The organism is Streptomyces sp. NBC_00887 (assembly GCF_045207585.1).
Genome location: NZ_CP108788.1, coordinates 5418587 through 5438341, shown reverse-complemented (window position 1 = coordinate 5438341; position 19755 = coordinate 5418587). Strand labels below are relative to the sequence as shown.

Genomic DNA, 19755 nt, shown 5'->3' with positions numbered 1-19755 from the left:
AGCTCCACGCAGTACCTGTACGACGCCGGCCCCCGGGATTTCTCCCGGGGGCCGGCGTCGTCGTGTCCCCGGGCCGGTACCGGATACTGACGGCCCCTGCAGCCGTCCACGAGGAGCGCACAAGGATGACCACCGACCCCCGTACCGGGCCGCCGAGTTCCGGCGACGAGCGCGAGACCCTGCGCGCCTTTCTCGACTACCACCGAGCCACCCTGGCCATGAAGTGCGAGGGGCTGGGCGACGAGGAGCTGCGGCGGCAGTCGATGCCCCCGTCCACCCTCTCGCTGCTCGGACTGGTGCGGCACATGGCCGAGGTGGAACGGGCCTGGTTCCGCCGTGTGTTCGAGGACAACAGGGCGCCCATGGTCTGGTCCGACCGGATCGACTTCCAGGCGGCGTACGACGCGAGCGCCTCGACCAGGAAGGAGGCCCTCGGCGCCTGGGAGGCCGAGGTGGAGAACTCGCGCCGGATCGAGAGGGAGGCCGGGTCCCTGGACGTGCTGGGCCTCCAGCCGCGCTGGGAGAAGGAGGTGTCCCTGCGGATGGTCATGGTGCACGTGCTCCTGGAATACGGCCGCCACAACGGGCACGCGGACCTCCTGAGGGAGGGCGTCGACGGCACCGTGGGGGCCTGAGCTCCACCGGGGGGCCGAGCGCGGACCGGCTGCTCTGCGCACGAACAGTCAACGCAAAAACATGATGCGACTTTGCACGTACTCATCATCAGTCAGAAAGGTTCTGGCAGAGCTCTTGTGGTGGTGCCGTGGCGCGCCCTACTGTCGCCCCACCTTCCGAGAGAAACGGGCTTGCGATGTCACGGAACATCACGGTCGCCGCGTTGACCGCCGCCGTTGTCGGACTGGGCGCCCTGAGCGGCGCCCCCGCGGCCATGGGCGCGGAGGGAGAACGGGCCCCCGCGCCCGCGGTGACGCGTGCCGCCCTCGATCCGGCGCTGGTCGCCGGCCGCGGCGCCGAGGTCCCCTTCGCCGAGCAGGAGGCGGAGAACGCCGCCACGAACGGAACGGTCATCGGCCCCGACCGCACCGCGTACACGCTGCCCGCCGAGGCCTCCGGCCGTAAGGCGGTCAGGCTGACCCCGGGCGAGCACGTTGAGTTCACGCTGCCGGGCGCCGCCGACGCGATCACCGTGCGCTACAGCATTCCGGACGCGCCGGGCGGCGGCGGCATCACCGCACCGCTCGATGTCGCCGTGAACGGCAAGAAGCGCTCCACGATGACGCTGTCCTCGCAGTACGCCTGGCTCTACAACCAGTACCCGTTCACCAACGACCCCGATGCCGGGCTGCTCCATCCGGACTGGTGGATCACCGAATGCGCCTGTGTCCCCAGCGGGACGACACCCGCTCCGACGATCACCAAGCCGTTCCGCCCGAACCACTTCTACGACGAGCAGCGCCTGCTGCTGGGCAGGAAGTACGGCGCGGGGGACACCGTACGGCTCACGGTCCCGGCCGGCAGCCGTGCCGCGTGGACCGTCATCGACGTACTCGACTCCGAGCTCGTGGGCCTCCCGCACATCGAGCTCCGGGCCGCGAACGTGCTGGCCTTCGGGGCCGATCCGTCCGGGCGGCGGGACTCCGCGGGAGCCATCGACCGGGCCATCGCCCACGCCAAGCGCAAGAACCTCCCCGTGTACATCCCGCCGGGCACGTACCAGGTCAACCGCCACATCATCGTCGACGACGTCACGATCAAGGGGGCCGGCAACTGGTACACGAAGATCAAGGGACGCGAGATCGCCCTCGACACCCCGGCCGCGGACGGCTCCGTCCACACGGGCGTCGGCTTCTACGGCAAGGACGCGGCCGAGGGCGGCAGCCGCAACGTCCATCTGTCCGGCTTCGCCATCGAGGGCGACGTGCGCGAGCGCATCGACACCGACCAGGTGAACGGCATCGGCGGTGCGATGAGCGACTCCACCATCGACGGGCTGCACATCCGCCACACCAAGGTCGGCATGTGGTTCGACGGCCCGATGTCGAACCTGAGGATCACGGACAACGTCATCGTCGACCAGATCGCCGACGCCATCAACTTCCACGGCGGGGTGACGGGTTCGACGGTCGCCCACACCTTCGTACGCAACTCCGGCGACGACGGCCTCGCGATGTGGTCGGAGAAGAACGCCAACACCGGCAACACCTTCACCCGCAACACCGTCCAGAGCCCGGTCCTCGCCAACGGCATCGCGATCTACGGCGGTACGGACAACACGGTGTCCGGCAACCTCGTCGCCGACCCCGTGCGCGAGGGCAGCGCCCTGCACGTCGGCGCACGCTTCGGGGCGGAGGCGTTCGAGGGCCGGCTGGATCTCACCGACAACACGACGGTCCGCGCCGGTACGTACGAACTGAACTGGAACATCGGGCTCGGGGCCATCTGGTTCTACGCCCTGGACCGGGACATCGACGCCGACATCCGGGTCACGGGGAACAACTACCTCGACAGCACCTACAACGCGATCATGCTGGTCACGGACTGGCCGGTGAAGGACACGTACAGGATCCGCGGCGTCCACTTCAAGGACATCAGGGTCGACGGCACGGGTACGTCGGTGGTCAGCGCCCGCGCGGCGGGCTCGGCGACCTTCGAGAACGTGGACGCGCGCAACGTGGGCGCGGTCGGCGTCAACAACTGCGGGTCCTTCAACTTCACCCCGGCCGGCTCCGAGTTCACCCTGACCGACCTCGGTGGCAACGACGGCGGCGGCACCACGGGCGACTGGCTCGCGCCGTGGCTCCTGCCGAACACGATCACCTGCGACGACCGCCCGCCGGTCGTGGCACCGCCCGCGCCGGGCACCTGGTGACCGCTTCGCGCCACTGACGTCGCGCCGCCGTCGGATCCGACGGCGGCGCAAGGCGTGGGGCCGGTGGTCAGGGGCGGTCGAGACCGCCGCGTGCGATGACGTCCGCGTACCAGCGGGCGCTGTCCTTCACCGTGCGGCGCTGGCTCGCGAAGTCGACGTGGACGATGCCGAACCGCTTGCTGTAGCCGTACGCCCACTCGAAGTTGTCCAGGAGCGACCACAGGAAGTACCCGCGCACGTCGATGCCGTCCTCGATCGCCCGGTGCACGGCCGACAGATGCGCGTCCAGGTACGCCACCCGCTCCGGGTCGTGGACCTGACCCGAGGGGTCGGCGTAGTCGTCGTACGCGGCCCCGTTCTCGGTGATCATGAGCGGCAGGCCGGGCAGTTCCCCGCCGAGCCGGGTGAGGAGTTCGTGCAGTCCGTTCGCGTCCACCGGCCAGTCCATCGCGGTGCGGGGCCCGTCCGCGGGGGTGAACGCCACATGCTTCTCGGCGCCCGCCCACGGGGACGGGGACTCCGACGCACCGGCGGAAACGACGCTGGGGGAGTAGTAGTTGATGCCGAGGGAGTCCAGGGGTGCGGAGATGACCTCCAGGTCCCCGTCGTGGACGAAGGACCAGTCGGTGACCGCCGCCGTGTCCTGCACCAGGTCCTGCGGCAGCCGCCCGTGGAAGACCGGGTCCAGGAAGATCCGGTTGGCGACGGCGTCGATCCGGCGCACGGCCTCGTGGTCCGCCGGGGTGTCCGTCAGCGGCCGCAGGGCGTGCAGGTTCAGGGTCAGCGACACCTCGGCGGAGGACGGCAGCAGGTTCCGCAGGACGCCGGTCGCGCTGCCGTGGGCCAGGTTGAGGTGGTGGGCCGCGCGCAGGGCTGCGAGGTCGCTCGTACGACCGGGGGCGTGGACCCCGTTCCCGTACCCGAGGAACGCGGCGCACCAGGGCTCGTTGAGCGTCGTCCAGGTGGCCACCCGGTCGCCGAGCGCGCGCGCCATGAGCGCGGCGTACTCGGTGAACCGGTGTGCCGTGTCGCGCTCCGGCCAGCCGCCCGCGTCCTCCAGTTCCTGCGGCAGGTCCCAGTGGTAGAGCGTCGCGACGGGCCGGATGCCGGCGCCAAGCAGTTCGTCGACGAGCCGCCGGTAGAAGTCGAGTCCGCGCTCGACGGCGGGGCCGCGGCCGGTCGGCTGGACCCGGGGCCAGGACACCGAGAAGCGGTAGTCGGTGACGCCGAGTTCCTTCATCAGCGCCACGTCGTCCGGCATCCGGTGGAGGTGGTCGGCGGCGATGTCACCGGTGTCGCCGTTGCGGACCTTGCCGGGGGTTCTGCTGAAGGTGTCCCAGATGGACTCGGTGCGGCCGTCCTCGGTGGCCGCTCCCTCGATCTGATAGGCGGCGGTGGCCGTCCCCCAGCGGAATCCGGTGGGGAACCGCAGCCCCGCCGCGGTGGTGGGGCGGGCATCGACAGCGGTCATGAGACAGGCACTCCAGAGGTGAGGTGGGGTGGTGGGGGGAGGGCTCAGCCCTTGACGGCTCCCTGCATGATCCCGCCGACGATCTGCCGCCCGAGCAGGCCGAAGACCAGCAGCACGGGGAGAGTGCCGAGCAGGGTGCCGGCCATGATCACCGACTGGTCGTGGACGTAGCCGCCGCCGAGCTGCCGCAGGGCGACCTGCACGGTCGGCTCCTGCGAGGACAGGGCGATGATCGGCCAGAAGAAGTCGTTCCACGCGGTCATGAAGGTGAGCATGCCGAGTACCGCCATGCCGGGCCGGGCGACCGGGATGACGATCGACCAGAAGACGCGCGCGGTCGACGCGCCGTCGACGCGGGCCGCCTCGATCAGTTCGTCGGGCAGCGACTGCACCAGGTACTGGCGCATGAAGAACACCCCGAAGGCCGACACCAGTCCGGGCAGGATCACGGCCTGGAGCTGGTTCACCCACTGGAGTTCCGCGATCAGCATGAACAGCGGGATGACGCCGAGCTGCGGCGGGATCATCATCGTGCCGATGGTCAGGGTGAGCAGTGCGCCGCGGCCCTTGAAGCGCAGCTTGGCGAAGGCGAATCCGGCCAGGGTGCAGCAGAGCACGGTGCCGACCGTGATGGAGCCGGACACGATGAACGAGTTCAGCAGCGCCTTGCCGATCGCGGCCTCCTCGAGCACCGCGTCGAAGTTCTTGATGAGGTTCGGGCCGGGCAGCAGGCTCGGCGGGACCTTCGCGAGGTCCGCGTTGGAGCGGCTGGCCGCGACGATCGTCCAGTAGAAGGGGAACGCCGAGATCAGCAGCGCGAAGCCGAGGATCAGGTAGGAGAGCCAGCCGCCCTGCATGCCCCGTGGTCCCCGCGGCTTCCGCCGACCGGGCGGAGTCGTGGGCGGTACGGTCTCGGGCGCGGTCGGCTGTGCGGCGAGGGTGGTCATCGGCCGGCCTCCTTACGGGCACGGCGGTGCACGACGAGGGCGTTGGCCCCGACGAGCACCACGATCAGGACGAACATCACCCAGGCGATGGCGGCGGCCCGGCCCAGGTGGAAGAAGCCCCAGCCCTGCTCGTACATGTACAGGCCGAGGGTCTGGTACTGGTGCGCGATGCCGCCGGAGATGGACCCTTCGAAGAGCAGCGGCTCCCCGAACAGCTGGGTGGCGCCGATCGTCGACACGATCACCGTGAAGACGATCGTGGGCCGCAGACCGGGCAGCGTGACATGGATGAACTGCCGCCAGCGCGATGCCCCGTCCATCTCCGCGGCCTCGTACAGCTCGCCCGGGATGGACTGCATGCCCGCCAGGTAGATCAGCGCGTTGTATCCGGTCCAGCGCCAGACGACGATGGTGGAGACGGCGATCTGCGAGGCGACCGTGCCGGTCTGCCAGTCCACGGGGCTGATCCCCACCAGCCCCAGCGCGTAGTTGATCAGCCCGAAGTCACGGCCGAAGAGCTGGGCGAACACCAGCGTCGCGGCGGCAACCGAGGTGGCGTACGGCAGCAGGATCGCGGTCCGGATGAAGGTGCGCCCGCGCAGCTTGTAGTTGAGCAGGTGCGCGAGTCCCAGGGCCATCGCGAGCTGCGGGACGGTGGACAGCACGCCGATGGTGAACGTGTTGCGCAGTGAGGTCCAGAAGTACTCGTCGGTGAACAGCGCCGTGTAGTTGGCGATGCCGCGCCACTCCATGTCGCCGCTCGTCTGGAGTTCGACTCGGTAGAGCGAGACGAACGCCGTGTAGAGCAGCGGGAAGAGGCCGAAGGCGGCGAACAGGGTGAGGAAGGGGGCGATGAAGGCGTACGGCGAGAGCTTCTGCCAGGTGCGCCGGAAGGAGGCGGTCCGGCCGTCGCCGGGTCCGGGTCCGGGCGCCCGGGGCGCGGCCTTCGCGGTGGCGGTGAGGGTCACGGTGCGGCCCTTCGGGGAGTTGCGGGCGGGGAGTCGGGGGCGGTGCGGGAGCCGGGGCGCCACGGGGGCGGGGGCCGGTCCGCCGTCGTGCGGAGGCGGACCGGCCCCGGCGGGGCGGTGACGGGGTGTCGCAGCCCTCGTGACGCGGTGAAGGGGTGTCAGCCGATCACGTTCGCCACGCCCTTCTTCGCGGTCTCCCACGCCTTGGCCGACGAGGTGCCCTTGCGCTCCACCTCGCTCAGCGCGTTGGTCAGCTGCTGGGCCACGTTCTGGTCGTGCACACCCAGGACCTGGACCGGGGACGCCTTCGCCGCGTCACCGAAGATCTGGCCGATCGGCGCGTCGGTGAAGTACGGGTCCTTGGCGTCGGCGACCTTCTCGATCGCGCCCGTCGAGGACGGGAAGTTGCCCTGCTTCTGGAAGAGCTTGGCCTGCTGCTCGGGGGCGGTGAGCCACTTGATCAGCTCGTACGCCTCCTTCTTGTGCTCGGCCGCACGCGGGACCGAGAGGTAGGAGCCGCCCCAGTTGCCCGCGCCGCCGGGCAGCTTGGCGATGTCCCACTTGCCCTTGCCCGAGTCTCCGGCCTGGCCCTTGATGTAGCCGAGCATCCAGGCGGGGCACGGGATGGTGGCGAAGGATCCGGCGGCGAACGCCTGGTTCCACTGCGGCGACCACTGGTCGAGCTTGGCGCTCAGCCCGGCGTCGGAGGCCTTGACCGAGGTGTCCCAGGCCTGCTTGACGGCCGGGTTCTTCTCGTAGATCAGCTCACCGGAGGCGTCGTAGTACCGCTCCTTCTCCTGGCCGATCATGATCCCGTAGAGGCTGCCGATGCTGTCCAGCCAGGCGCTCTTGGCGGGGGCCTTCTTCTTGTACTGCTTGCCGAGCTCCAGGTAGCCGTCCCAGGTGGACCACTTCTGGGCGAGTTCCGCACGGTCGGTGGGCAGCCCGGCCTGCTTGAACAGGTCGGTGCGGTAGCACATCGCCTCCGGCCCGACGTCGGTGCCGAGGCCGAGGATCTTGCCGTCCTTGGTGGTCGCAGCCGACCACTTGGCTTCGGCGAACTGGTCCTTGAGCTTGTCGGCGCCGAACTCCTTGAGGTCCACGAACTTGTCGGACTGCTGCTGGGTGACCGACGCGATCCGGCCCACCTCGACGCCCTGCACGTCGGCGAGCCCGCCGCCGCCGGCCAGCCGGGTCTGCAGCGACTTCCAGTAGTCGGCCTCGTCCTGGGTGTCGCTCTGCTTGATGGTCACGCCGGGGTTGAGCTTCTCGTACTCCGCGTACAGCCCGGCTTCCTTGTAGCCGAACGATCCGAAGAGGTCGACGGTCAGCGTGACCTTGCCGTTCGCGCTGTCGGAGGAGTCCGAGGTACCGGATCCACAGGCGGCGAGGAGCGTTCCGGCGAGGACGACCGCGCCGAGGCGGACGGTGGCTCTCTTGGCGGCTCGGGCGATGGGCATGGGAAGCCTCCCTTGGCTTCGGGATGAACCGAGCGCTTGAGAGCGCTCTCAAAACCTGCGCCTGGAGCGTCTCTCAGGGTTCTCCCGCCGTCAAGACTCGAACGCATAACGGCTACGCGTTACGCCCAACTACCGCCTGTGTGAGTTCTCTTGACACTTACGTTTCAGAAGTTTTACGTTCCTTGGCACTTGAGAGCGCTCTCGAGAACGCTCCCGCCCCCCCATGACTCCGAGGTGCTGCCCATGCAAGCCAACCTCTCCAGATCTGCTGCGGCGACGGTTCTGACCCTCGCCCTGGCCGCCGTGGCTCTGGGTCCCGCCGCTTCCCCGGCGGCAGCCGCCACCATCCCCGCCGGCTCCGGCAGTTACACCGACAGCCGCCCTGCCGGTACCTCCGGACCCACCACCAACACCGGCGCCCCCGTCACGCCCAAGCTCACCGCGGCGGCGAGGAGCAAGCCGGTCCCCACCAACGACTGGTGGTCCTCCCTCGCCTACCAGCGCTACGGCGACAACCCGTACTCCACCCCGATGTACGGCCACCCGCTCACCTACCAGGCCACTTCGGGCGGCCTGGAGGTCGGCTACCCGACCGCGCCCGCGGTCGTCGGCGACGGCCGCCAGTACGAGTACGCCCACAAGGCCGACCTCACCGTCGGACTCAACGGCCTCAACTCCCCGGACACCAAGGCCGACGACTGGTCCGACTGGACCGTCACCCCCTACTGGTCGGACGGCACCCGCACCCTGCGCACGACCATCGGGCACGGCATGCCCTTCGTGTACGCCAAGGGCTCCGGCGGCGACGCCCGGATCACCACGGCCGGCACCCCCACGGTCTTCGCGGACAACGGCAACGTCCTCGGCATCACGGTCGCCGGCCACCACTACGCGCTGTTCGCCCCGACCGGCAGCGACTGGAACGTCTCCGGCACGGCGATCACCGCCGGGCTCGGCGGCAAGGACTACTTCTCGCTCGCCGTGCTGCCGTCCACGGACGCGCTCGCGACCTACCGGAAGTACGCCTTCAGCTTCGTCACCGGATCCAAGGTGGCCTGGGAGTCCACCGGCGGCACGGTCAAGGCCACCTACAGCCTGACCACGGAGGCCAAGGAGGGCACCGAACGCGGCACGATCCAGGCGCTGTACCGTCACCAGTGGCTGCACACCTCCGACGCGCTCACGCCGTACACGTACGTCTCCCCGCGCGGCACCATGAAGGTGCGCGAGTCCGCCTCCTTCACCACCAGCCAGAAGAACCAGGGCGTGCTGCCCGCCCTGCCGGCATCGAGCGGGGTCGACAAGGCCCGGTTGACCGGATACCTGAACGAGGTGGCGAACGCCTCCGACCCGTTCTCCGGGGCCAGTGACACGTACTGGACCGGCAAGGCGCTCGGCCGCCTCGCCCAGCTGGTGCCGGTCGCCGACCAGATCGGCCAGACGGGCATCCGGGACAAGCTCCTCGGCCTGATGAAGGGCCGACTCCAGGAGTGGTTCACGGCAGGCGGGGCGAGCGAGTTCAGCTACGACAAGGACTGGAAGACGCTCACCGGCTACCCGGCCTCGTACGGCAGCGACACCGAGCTCAACGACCACCACTTCCACTACAGCTACTACGTGTACGCGGCGGCGATCGTCGCCCAGTACGACCAGGCATGGGCCGCCGACTCCGCTTGGGGCACCATGGTCAAGACCCTGGTCCGCGACACCGCCAACCCCAGCCGCACGGACACCGCGTACCCGTTCCTGCGCGGCTTCGACGTCTACGCGGGCCACAGCTGGGCCTCCGGCCACCAGGGCTTCGCGGCGGGCAACAACCAGGAGTCCTCGTCGGAGTCCATCAACCTCAGCGCGGGCCTCGTCCTGTGGGGTGCGGCGACGGGTGACACCGGGCTGCGGGACCTCGGCAGCTACCTGCTGACCACCGAGTCGGAAGCGATCACGCAGTACTGGTTCGACGCCGACCAGCAGGTCTTCCCCGGCTCCTTCGGCCACGACACGGTCGGCATGGTCTGGGGCAGCGGCGGCGCGTACTCCACCTGGTGGACCGCGAACCCGGAGGAGATCCACGGCATCAACGTCCTCCCCGTCACCGGCGGTTCGCTGCACCTGGCCCGCGAGAAGGCCGCCATCAAGCGCAACATCGCCGAGATGGAGCGCGAGAACGGCGGACCGGCCGTCGAGTGGCGCGACCTGCTGTGGCAGTTCGAGTCGCTGGCCGATCCGGCCCTGGCGAAGGCCAAGTGGGACGCGGGCAACGGGGGCTACGGCCCGGAGCAGGGTGAGTCCAAGGCGCACACGTACCACTGGATCACCACGCTCGACACCGTGGGCGCACCCGACATGACGGTCAGCGGGAACATCCCGACGTCCGCCGTCTTCTCCAAGAACGGCGTCCGCACCTACGCCGCTCACAACTACGACTCCACCGCCCGCACCGTCACCTTCTCCGACGGCAAGACGCTCTCCGTCCCGGCCCGCTCCACGGCCACCGGCACGGGCGCCGGCGGCGGCGACCCGGATCCCGAGGAGCCGGGCCCGTCCACCGGCAACACCTTCCGGCTGAAGTCCGGCGGCATCCTCACCACCGCCACGGACGGCGCGGCGGGAGCCGACACGCTGGCCTCGGCGGACGGCGTCAACCGGGACGGTACGCCGTACAAGCCGACGGTCTACGAGATCAAGAAGGTCGACGGGACCCTCGCGGCGGGTGCGTCCACCGCGTTCCGCCTCCGGGTCGACGCGGGTACGAAGGTCGGGCTCGCCCCGCAGGTCAGGATCAGTTACGACCTCACCGGTGACGGCACGTTCGACCGGGTCGAGACCTTCCGCTACTTCGCGACCGACCCGGTCACGGGGTGGGAGGAGTACACCCAGGCGGTGGGCACCGCGGCGGTGACCGGAAGCCTGGGCAACCTCAGTGGCGGAACGGTCCGCCTGGAGATCTGGAACGCGCTGGGCAACGGCACGTCCCAGGTGCAGACCGGTACGGACGCGGCGGTCGTGAAGATCCCGTACGTCTGAGAGTGACCCCGTGCGGCGGGTCCCGGCCCCTCAGGCCGAGGCCCGCCGTACGAGTGTGGTCGGTGTGATCACCGAGTCGGGGGCCCCCATGCCCGCACGGTCCTTGTGCAGACCGCGCAGCAGCAGCCGGGCCATCAGCCGGCCCATGCCCTCGATGTCCTGCCGAACGGTGGTCAGCGGCGGGTCGGAGACCTCGGCCACCGAGTCCATGTCGTCGAATCCGACGAGTGCGACCTGCTCGGGCACCGTGATCCCGTGCTCGCGCAGTACCCGCAGCGCGCCCGTGGCCATCAGGTCGTTGGCCGCGAACACCGCGTCCAGATCGGGCCGCCGCTCCAGCAGTTCCGCCATCGCCCGCGCCCCGCTCTCCACCGTGAACGCCCCCTCGGCGACGAGCGTCGGGTCCGTCTCCAGCAGGATGTCCCGGTAGCCGTCGAGGCGGTCCATCGCCGAGGTCTGGTCGGGCGGACCCCCGATGTACGCGATCCGCTCCCGCCCCAGACCCCGCAGGTACTGCACGGCCACCCGCGCCCCGCCCCGGTTGTCGGCGTCCACGTACGGCACGGCCTGGTCGCCCGGGGCCGCGGTCCAGCTCGGCCGGCCGCCGTACACCGTCGGAATCCCGGCCTGCCGGGTGATCGCGGGCAGCGGGTCGTCGGTGTGCAACGAGAACGCGAGGGCCCCGTCGACATGGCCGCCGGACAGGTAGCGGGCGATCCGTTCGAAGTCCGCGGGACCTTCCACGATCAGCAGCACCAGCTGGGTGTCGTGGGCGGCCAGCTCCTTGCTGATGCCGCGGAGCTGCTGGGAGAAGAACGGGTCCGAGAAGATCCGGATCTCCGGCTCCGCGATGACCACGGCCACCGCCCCGGTCCGCCGGGTGACGAGCGTGCGGGCGGCGTGGTTGGGGATGTACCCGAGCTCGTCGACGGCCTGGAGCACCTTGTCGACCAGCGGTTTGCGGACCCCCTCGCCCCCGTTGACGACCCGGGACGCGGTGGCCCGGGAGACACCCGCGAGCGCCGCGACGGCTTCCAGAGTGGGCCGGGACCCGGGATGCTGCTCGGCCAAGGCGGGCGCTCCTCGTTGCTGGGCGGCGGCACGGGCAGAACATGGCACCGCCGAATGGTCTACAGCCTAGCGCCGGGGCCGGTCAGCGCACTGAGAGCGCTTCCATCTCAACGGTGCCCGCGTCGTCATCGCCTGAGCCGAGCGCAGCCTGATGCGTCCGGGCATCCGGTTCGCTCGGCTCTCCGGCGTGATCCGGCGTGATCCGGCGTCGCCGCGGGTCGCCGGGGGCCGTCAGGCGTCGTCGAAGGCCGCGTGCACGCACTTGCCGTCCGTGAGCGGCTCGGTGAACACCCGGGCTCCCAGGTCCTCCGCGATGTGCAGGCCCATGCCACCGGTTCCGTCGGTCAGATCCGGGGCCCGGGGGGCCGGTGGGACGCAGGAGCAGTCGGTCACCGCGATGTCCAGGGTGCCTGCGGCGGTGGTCAGGGTCAGGGTGCTGGGCCCGGGGGCGTACCGGACCGCGTTGGTGACCAGCTCGGACACGATCAGCAGGACGTCGTCACGGCGGCCCGGGTCGAGCGAGGGCCAGATCCGGTGGAGGAAGGCGACGGCTGCCCGGCGTGCATGCGAGGGGGCTTCCGGGCCGGTCGGCAGGGGGACGGTCTGCGTGCCCGGTCGGCCGGGTGTGACGGGTGGGGGTGCGGTCGTTGTGGTCATGACGGTGTCCCGATGAGGACGCGGCGTCCTTGCGGGACGCCGGACGGAGTGGTGCCGGAGTGAACGAGGGGGCTCCCGGGCCTCGGCCCGGGAACCCCGTTCTGAGCGGAGGGGATACGGATCGCTCACCTGTGGTGGCAGTTCCAGTGGCCCTTGACCCAGTGCGTGTCCCAGTGGCCGGGGACGTAGACGTTCTTCCAGTGGCCCTTGTGCAGCTTGCCGTCGTGCTGCCAGTAGCCCGCGTGGGACTTGCCGTGGTGGTCCTTGTAGGCGGGGTGCCAGCTCTTGTGGTCCGAGCGGTACTCCTTGTGCCACTTCTTCTCCCAGTGGCCCTTGACCCACTTCTTCTCCCAGTGCCCCTTCTTCCAGGTGCAGCGGTCGTTGTGGTCGTGGTCGCCGGTGACGGACGAGGTCGCGGCCGTGGGGGCGGGGGCAGCGGTCGCTGTCCCGGCGGCGCCCAGGGCGGCACCACCGGCCAGCAGGCCGGCTGTCGCGGCTCCGGCCACCAGGCGGCGGACTCGGACGGAAACAGTCATCGGACTCACCTTCCTCTCACTGGTCGGCCACCCGCGTCAGCGGTGTACTCCCGCATTCGGTCCGGGAACTCGGGTCCCGGTCTTGTCGGATACGGCACCGAGGCCGTGGGTGGCTCTACACAAGGGATTCGGAGGCACCGTGGAGAAGGTTTGGGGTGGATCGCGAAAAATATTCAGTCGCCCGCCTCAGGCAGGGAGGTCGACCGAGCCGAACGGGACGGTGGTGGGCTGCGGGGACCCTCCGGCCGGTTCGACGGACAGGGCCACCGCGGTGGCATCGTCCACCGACCCTTCCAGCAGGGACAGTTGACGCCCCGGATTCCGGCTGAGCAGCCCGGCAGGCACGGGCGTTCCGTCCTCGACGAACCAGGCCTCGTAGACCTTGTCCGCAGGAAGCTGCGGCAGGCCGGACACGGCGAGCGTGGCCGCGTCCTCACTGCGTGACACGGCGACCGTGGCTGTGCCGCCGCCGCGCAGCTCCTGCGTCTCGACCTGTACGTCGGGAGCCGTGAGCACCCGCGCCACGCTGTCCTGCCGCTCCTGTGCCCGCTGGGTCGCCGCCCTGGCGTCCTCCGCTTCCCGGTACTGCCACGTGGCGACGCCGACGGCTGCCAGGACGGCCACCACGGAGGCCGCGAGCGCCAGGCGCGGCAACTGCCGCGCCTGGCTGCGGGCCGTACCGTCGGCCTGCGGCAAGGGCACCTCCTGCGGCCCGGGTACCTCGTGCGGGCCGGGTGTCTCCCGCGTCTCCTGCGGCGTGTCGGCCACCTTGCGGAGGACCTCCTCCCGCAGGGCGGCGGGCGGCGTCACCGCCGTCGCTCGCCCCAGCAGTGCGACCGTGGCCTGCAGCTCGGCGACCTCCCGGCTGCAGGACTCGCACCACTCCAGATGCCGCTCGAAGTCCAGGCGTTCGTCCTCGGTGAGTGCGTGCAGGGCATAGGCGCCGGAGGACTCGTGCGGGTCCACGTGGCTCACGGTTTCGCTCCCAGGCAGTCGCGCAGCCGGATCAGCCCGTCCCGCAAGCGGGTCTTGACCGTCCCCAGCGGTACGGACAGCGACTGCGCCACTTCCTTGCAGGTGAGGCCGCCGTAGTAGGCGAGCGTCACGGACTCGCGCTGGATGTCGGTGAGGGCGCGTACGCAGCGGCGCACCTGCTGCCACTCCAGATGGGTCTCCACCCGCTCGGTCACCTCGTCGAAAGGCGTCCCGGAGTTCATCAACGCTGCCTTGCGCTCGCGGTCCGCGCCGGCCTGTGCCGCCCGTACGCGGTCCACCGCCCGGCGGTGCGCCAGGGTCATGATCCAGGTCATCGCACTGCCGCGGTCGGGCTTGAACCGGCCGGACGTACGCCACACTTCGAGCAGCACGTCCTGGACCACCTCCTCCGACTGCGCCGGATCCCGCAGCACCCGGTGAACGAGGCCCATCACGGGCCCGGCGGCCCTGTCGTAGACACCGGTGAAGGCCTCCCGGTCCCCTTCGGCGGTCCAGAGCATCAGCTGGTCCAGATCGGGCTCCTCCGTCTGCTGCCCGGCTTCCCCTCCGCGATCGGCGGATTGCACCTGGATACCTCGCTGACCTGTCGATGTGGGCACGGCGACCGCTCCCTGAGCGATATAAGCACCCAATGGCGACGAAGGCTCTGTATGTGTATCGAAGCGGTGAATTCCTGCCGCACGGCAAGGCCTGCCCGGACCGTCGCCGCATTCTCTGTCATGACCCTGGCGGAACAGCCGATCCGCCCCCACAATGCTGTGGGAGCGCTCCCATTTCTGTGTTCCCGGCCCCACCCCGTCGACGAAAGGTCCTCCCGGTGAATGCCTCACCACTCTCCGCGCGGCCCGCACCCGCCCGCCCCCGGCGGGGGCGGCGCGTGTTCGGAATGTCAGCCGCCGCCTTACTGTTCGCAGCGGCGCTGGCGGTGCCCGGTACGGCCGGTGCCCAGGAGGCCGATCCCGGCCCCGAACAGATAGCCAACGGCGACTTCGCCGCCGGTACCGCCCCCTGGTGGTGGACGGCCAACACGTCCGGCGCGGTGACCGATGGCCGGCTCTGCGCCGCGGTCCCGGCCGGCACGGTCAACCCGTGGGACGTCATCATCGGCCAGAACGACATCCCGATCGTGGCGGGCGAGAGCTACGCGCTCAGCTACACGGCCACGTCGACCGAACCCCTCACCGTCCAGACCCGCGTCCAGGAGGCCACCGCGCCGTACGCCACGGAGCTCGCCACCGCCGACCCCGTCGGACCGGACGTCGTGACGGTCACCCACGTCTTCACCGCCTCGGCCGACCGTGCGGGCGCCCAGGTCGCCCTTCAGATCGGGGGCGGCGACAGCGCCACCACCTTCTGCCTCGACGACGTGTCGCTGCGCGGCGGAGCCGAGCCGCCCGTGTACGAGCCGGACACGGGGTCGCCGGTCCGCGTCAACCAGGTCGGATATCTGCCCCACGGCCCCAAGAAGGGCACAGTGGTCACCGACGCCGACGCACCGCTTCCCTGGTCCGTGAAGGGCGCCGACGGAACGACGGCCGCCACCGGCACGACCGTCCCGCAGGGAGAGGACCCGAGCTCACGGCTGCGGGTCCACACCTTCGACTTCAGCAGCCTGACCACCGCGGGCGACGGGTACACCGTCGAGATCGACGGCCAGGTCAGTGAGCCGTTCTCGCTGCGCGCCGACCTGTACGACAGCCTGCGCTCCGACGCGCTGGCGTACTTCTACCACAACCGCAGCGGCATCCCCATCGACGCGGACCTCGTCGGCGACGCCTACGCGCGACCGGCCGGACACATCGGTGTGGCGCCCAACAAGGGGGACACGGACGTCCCGTGCCAGCCCGGAGTCTGTGACTACCGGCTGGACGTGTCGGGCGGCTGGTACGACGCGGGCGACCACGGGAAGTACGTGGTCAACGGAGGGATCTCGGTGGCCCAGCTCATGGCCACGTACGAGCGCACCCTGACCGCCGCCGATGCCGAGTCCGCGGAGTTCGGGGACGGCGCGCTGCGGGTGCCGGAGCGGGGTAACGCCGTACCGGACATCCTCGACGAGGCGCGCTGGGAGCTGGAGTTCCTGATGCGGATGCAGGTCCCGGCCGGTGAGCCGCTGGCCGGCATGGCCCACCACAAGATGCACGATGCCGCATGGACCGGTCTGCCGCTGGCCCCGCACCTCGACCCCCAGCAGCGTGAGCTGCACCCGCCCTCGACGGCCGCCACGCTCAACCTGGCCGCCGCGGCCGCCCAGTGTGCCCGGCTCTACGCCCCGTTCGACGCGGCCTTCGCGGGCCGCTGCCTGAAGGCCGCCCGTTCCGCCTGGGCCGCGGCCGAGGCGCACCCGGACGTCCTCGCCGACCCGAACGACGGCACGGGTGGTGGCACCTACAGCGACGGCGATGTCTCGGACGAGTTCTACTGGGCCGCCGCGGAGCTGTTCACCACGACGGGTGAGGACGCGTTCCGTCAGGCCGTGCTCTCCTCCGCCCTGCACGGTGACACCGACGCGGTCTTCCCGGCAGGCGGCGGAATCTCGTGGGCCTCCACCGGCGGACTGGGCGTGCTCACGCTGGCCACCGTGCCGAACGGCCTGAGCACGGCACAGCTCGGTGAGGTCCGCTCCGTCGTCACCACGGCCGCCGACCGCTACGCCGCGCAGTCCCGTGCGCAGGTGTACGGGCTCCCGTACGCCCCCAAGGACCAGGACTACGTCTGGGGTTCCAACAGCCAGGTCCTCAACAACATGGTCGTGCTGGCCACGGCCCACGACCTGACCGGCGAAGCCGTGTACCAGGACGCGGTGCTGAGCGGTGCGGACTACCTCCTCGGCCGCAATCCCCTCAACCGGTCGTACGTCACCGGTTATGGCGAGCGGGACTCCCGTAACCAGCACCACCGCTTCTGGGCGCACCAGAACGACCCGGACCTTCCCCATCCGCCGGCCGGCTCGATCGCGGGCGGACCGAACCTCACGGCCGTCGCCGCCGGTGACCCGGTTGCCGCGGAGAAGCTGGGCGGCTGCGCACCCGCGATGTGCTACCTCGACGACATCGGCTCCTGGGCGACCAACGAGGTGACCATCAACTGGAACGCGCCGCTCGCCTTCATCGCCTCGTATCTGGACGACGCGGGCGACGGACGGGCGAACGCGTCGCGCACGTGCGCGGTCTCCTACACCTCGCACCCCTGGAACAGCGGCTCGACGGTCACGGTGAAGCTCAAGAACACCGGCTCGGAGCCCGTTTCGCCGTGGCAGCTGACCTGGCTCCTGCCCGGTGAGCAGGCGGTCAGCCACACCTGGAGCGCCGAGTTCGACCAGCACGGCAGGACGCTCAGCGCCCGGCCGCTGTCCTGGAACCGGGTGATCGCGCCGGGTGCCACGGTCGACTTCGGGTTCAACACCAGGGCTTCCGGTGCGGCGGCCGCCCCCAGCACGTTCAAGCTGAACGGCCGTTCCTGCAGCTCGGGCTGATCCCCGCCCGCGATCGTGCCCGGGTGCGGCCCGCCTCCCGGCGGACACCGCGCCCGGGTGCCACGCGGCTGTCCATCCGGCTGTCACCCGTTCCGTAGGGGTGTGCGCCGGATGGCCGGGCAGCACCGGCCGTTCCTAGCCTCGGATCATGGTCTTCCGTCGCTTATGGCTGTCAACTGCCGCTCTGACACTGGCGCTGTGCGCCCTCCCACCCACCGCCGCTTCCGCAGCCCCGCGTACCGGACCTGCGGGTCCGACCCTGCAGCGCGACGCCGACGCGCTGCGCGATACCGGCGTGACAGGGGTGTCCGTCCGCCTGGACGCTCCGGGCGGAGCGGTCACGGCCGTATCGGGCGTCCAGGACCTGGTCGGCCGTGGCCCGGTCGTCGACGGCGGTCATCTGCGGCTGGGCAGCACCACCAAGACCTTCGTCGCCACCGTCGTCCTGCAACTGGTGGGTGAGAAGCGGTTGTCCCTCGACCGGACGGTGGAGGAGCTCCTGCCCGGCACCGTGTCCGGGGCGGGCAACGACGGCCGGACGATCACGGTCCGCGACCTGCTGCGGCACACCAGCGGCCTGCACGACTACATCGGCGACGTCCTCCCCGACCCCGGCGTGCGGACCTATTACGCCGAACGGTGGCGTGCCTACCGGCCCGAGCAACTGGTCGCCCTGGCGATGCGGCACGAGCCGGACTTCCCGGCGGGCACCCGCTGGGCCTACTCCAACACCAATTACGTCCTCGCCGGAATGATCGTCGAGGCGGTCACCGGTCGGTCCTGGGAGCAGCAGGTCCACGACCGCATCCTGCGCCCCCTCGGCATGCGCCACACGGACACGCCCGGCACCTCGCCCCATCTCCCGTACCCGCACACAGCCAACTACCAGCAGTTCGCCCAGGACGGCCCGATGACCGACACCACGATCCCCTACCGCCCCTTCGACAGCGGCGCCGACGGATCGATGACCGGTACGGCCCGCGACCTCAACCGGTTCTACGGAGCCCTGGCCTCCGGACGGCTGCTGAGGCCCGCGGAACGCGCCGAGATGCGCACGACCGTTCCGGTGCCGCCGGGGGCGGGCCACCCGGAGGGCACCCGGGACGGCCTGGGACTGTTCCTGACCCCGCTGTCCTGCGGCGGCGAGTACCTCGGACACGGCGGGAGCGGCTTCGGCTACGTCGTCCGGGCCGCAGCCACCGCCGACGGCCGCCGCACGGTCACCGTCTCGGCGCACAGCCGCTCCGCGGACCCGGTGGTGGCGGCCCGGCAGGAGGACGCACTGCGCACCCTCGTCGACAACGCGCTCTGCCGATGACGGACCGGGGGGAAGGCGGTTGAGGCGAGTGTTCAGCGCCGGGTGCGGGCCATGGACTCCTTGGCCCTGACGGTCCTGTCCTGCCGTGGCACGAGGCCCGCCCGGACCGCCGTCATCCGCTCGCGCACCCCGCTGGTGGGCACGGCTCCCGGGGGACCGGCGGGGGTGTCCAGCGGCTCTTCCCGGCACGGACCGCACCGGCCGCCGCGCAGCGCCTCGGGGCTGCCGGGTGCACGGCACACGCTGCACTCCAGGGTGCGCAGGACGGTCCGGGGGCCCGGGTGGGTCCGCTCGGGCGGCAGCTTGTCGATGAGGCGGCGCCGGACGAGGGACGCGGGGTGGTGGACGACGGCCGGGAGCCCTTCGGTCAGGGCACGCATTGTTTCCGCCTCGGTGGCGCCCCGCTCGAACCACTCGCTGACCTGCGGCTCCAGGCTCACGCAGTCCGCCGCCGACAGGCTCAGCGAGGGTGCGGTACGGCCCAGGGCGGCCAGCAGGACGAACGCCCGCGAGCGCGTGGGGCGTTGGGTTTCCTGCGGTACGTCGCCCCGGGTGAAGGCCGCCCACCAGTCGTCGTCGCGAGCGGTCCGGGAGAAGAACGTCCGGGTGACCCAGAGCAGCACCTCGTCGGTCGCGACGCACTCACTGCCCCGGCGCAGATGCCCGGCCGCCTGGATCCGGTTGAGGGCGGTACGCAGGGCGCACTGCCCGTACGGGAGCCACTTGGCCAGCGTCTTCACGGAGATGTCGGCGCCGTCGGGCAGCCGGTCGATGTACGCGGCGACGGCCGCCTCACGGGGCGGCAGCTGCGCGAAATCGCGCTCACTGCAGGGTCGTTGGTCCGGAGCCGAGCGCTTGCCGTAGCCGGGATTGGCCATCGGGTGCGGGGGCTCGTACGGGGTGGAGGGGGCAGCACTAAACTGGCTCGCAGCCATCGGATCGCGCTTTCGATCGAGGTGGTCAGACCCCTGTCAGGTGTTCCCGCACCGGGCGGGGGTCGCT

General features: G+C 70.7%; 15 protein-coding genes. 5 read left to right on the top strand and 10 right to left on the bottom strand.

Annotated elements, in window-relative coordinates; genetic code table 11:
* Positions 1 to 125 precede the first annotated feature (125 nt).
* Complete coding sequence (locus OG844_RS24815; protein ID WP_406393177.1) at positions 126 to 635, top strand: DinB family protein; 510 nt, start codon at positions 126 to 128, stop codon at positions 633 to 635.
* Positions 636 to 811: 176 nt separating this feature from the next.
* Positions 812 to 2830: a glycosyl hydrolase family 28-related protein gene (locus OG844_RS24810; protein WP_406393175.1), complete on the top strand. Its 2019-nt coding sequence runs from the start codon at positions 812 to 814 to the stop codon at positions 2828 to 2830.
* A 67-nt stretch (positions 2831 to 2897) separates the two neighbouring features.
* On the opposite strand, the gene OG844_RS24805 is transcribed toward OG844_RS24810, so the two are convergent.
* The 4 genes from OG844_RS24805 to OG844_RS24790 form a co-directional block, all read right to left on the bottom strand.
* On the bottom strand, positions 2898 to 4301 hold the full coding sequence (locus OG844_RS24805; protein ID WP_406393173.1) for a GH1 family beta-glucosidase: 1404 nt from the start codon (positions 4299 to 4301) through the stop codon (positions 2898 to 2900).
* 44 nt (positions 4302 to 4345) lie between these two features.
* Positions 4346 to 5248 (bottom strand): carbohydrate ABC transporter permease, encoded by a 903-nt coding sequence (locus OG844_RS24800; RefSeq protein ID WP_406393171.1) that lies wholly within the window; start codon positions 5246 to 5248, stop codon positions 4346 to 4348.
* Positions 5245 to 6216, bottom strand: coding sequence for a carbohydrate ABC transporter permease (locus OG844_RS24795; RefSeq protein WP_406393169.1), 972 nt, complete (start codon positions 6214 to 6216; stop codon positions 5245 to 5247). Before OG844_RS24795 ends, OG844_RS24800 begins: the two co-directional genes overlap by 4 nt.
* A gap of 158 nt (positions 6217 to 6374) precedes the next feature.
* Positions 6375 to 7676 carry an ABC transporter substrate-binding protein gene (locus OG844_RS24790; RefSeq protein ID WP_406393167.1) on the bottom strand — a complete coding sequence of 434 codons (1302 nt, stop codon included), beginning with the start codon at positions 7674 to 7676 and terminating at the stop codon, positions 6375 to 6377.
* 243 nt (positions 7677 to 7919) lie between these two features.
* Between OG844_RS24790 and OG844_RS24785 the strand changes: the two genes are divergently transcribed.
* Positions 7920 to 10700 carry a glycosyl hydrolase gene (locus tag OG844_RS24785; protein WP_406393165.1) on the top strand — a complete coding sequence of 927 codons (2781 nt, stop codon included), beginning with the start codon at positions 7920 to 7922 and terminating at the stop codon, positions 10698 to 10700.
* 30 nt (positions 10701 to 10730) lie between these two features.
* Here the strand turns inward: OG844_RS24785 and OG844_RS24780 are convergent, their stop codons facing one another.
* The 5 genes from OG844_RS24780 to OG844_RS24760 all read right to left on the bottom strand — a co-directional run bounded on the left by OG844_RS24780 (position 10731) and on the right by OG844_RS24760 (position 14526).
* Positions 10731 to 11771, bottom strand: coding sequence for a LacI family DNA-binding transcriptional regulator (locus tag OG844_RS24780; protein ID WP_406393164.1), 1041 nt, complete (start codon positions 11769 to 11771; stop codon positions 10731 to 10733).
* 231 nt (positions 11772 to 12002) lie between these two features.
* A complete protein-coding gene (locus OG844_RS24775; RefSeq protein ID WP_406393162.1) occupies positions 12003 to 12428 on the bottom strand; it encodes an ATP-binding protein in 426 nt (141 codons plus the stop codon).
* A gap of 125 nt (positions 12429 to 12553) precedes the next feature.
* Positions 12554 to 12964 carry a hypothetical protein gene (locus OG844_RS24770; RefSeq protein WP_383179858.1) on the bottom strand — a complete coding sequence of 137 codons (411 nt, stop codon included), beginning with the start codon at positions 12962 to 12964 and terminating at the stop codon, positions 12554 to 12556.
* 186 nt (positions 12965 to 13150) lie between these two features.
* Positions 13151 to 13939, bottom strand: coding sequence for an anti-sigma factor domain-containing protein (locus tag OG844_RS24765; RefSeq protein WP_406393160.1), 789 nt, complete (start codon positions 13937 to 13939; stop codon positions 13151 to 13153).
* Positions 13936 to 14526 (bottom strand): sigma-70 family RNA polymerase sigma factor, encoded by a 591-nt coding sequence (locus OG844_RS24760; protein ID WP_406393158.1) that lies wholly within the window; start codon positions 14524 to 14526, stop codon positions 13936 to 13938. The genes OG844_RS24765 and OG844_RS24760 overlap by 4 nt, the downstream gene beginning before the upstream one ends.
* 320 nt (positions 14527 to 14846) lie before the next feature.
* On the opposite strand from OG844_RS24760, the gene OG844_RS24755 reads away from it, so the two are divergent.
* Together OG844_RS24755 and OG844_RS24750 are read left to right on the top strand one after the other, a co-directional pair.
* A complete protein-coding gene (locus tag OG844_RS24755) occupies positions 14847 to 17435 on the top strand; it encodes a glycoside hydrolase family 9 protein (RefSeq protein WP_406396241.1) in 2589 nt (862 codons plus the stop codon).
* 148 nt (positions 17436 to 17583) lie between these two features.
* Complete coding sequence (locus OG844_RS24750; RefSeq protein WP_406393156.1) at positions 17584 to 18753, top strand: serine hydrolase domain-containing protein; 1170 nt, start codon at positions 17584 to 17586, stop codon at positions 18751 to 18753.
* Positions 18754 to 18785: 32 nt separating this feature from the next.
* Here OG844_RS24750 and OG844_RS24745 read toward each other — a convergent pair whose 3' ends face one another.
* Positions 18786 to 19631 carry a hypothetical protein gene (locus OG844_RS24745; protein WP_406393154.1) on the bottom strand — a complete coding sequence of 282 codons (846 nt, stop codon included), beginning with the start codon at positions 19629 to 19631 and terminating at the stop codon, positions 18786 to 18788.
* Between the last annotated feature and the right edge of the window lie 124 nt (positions 19632 to 19755).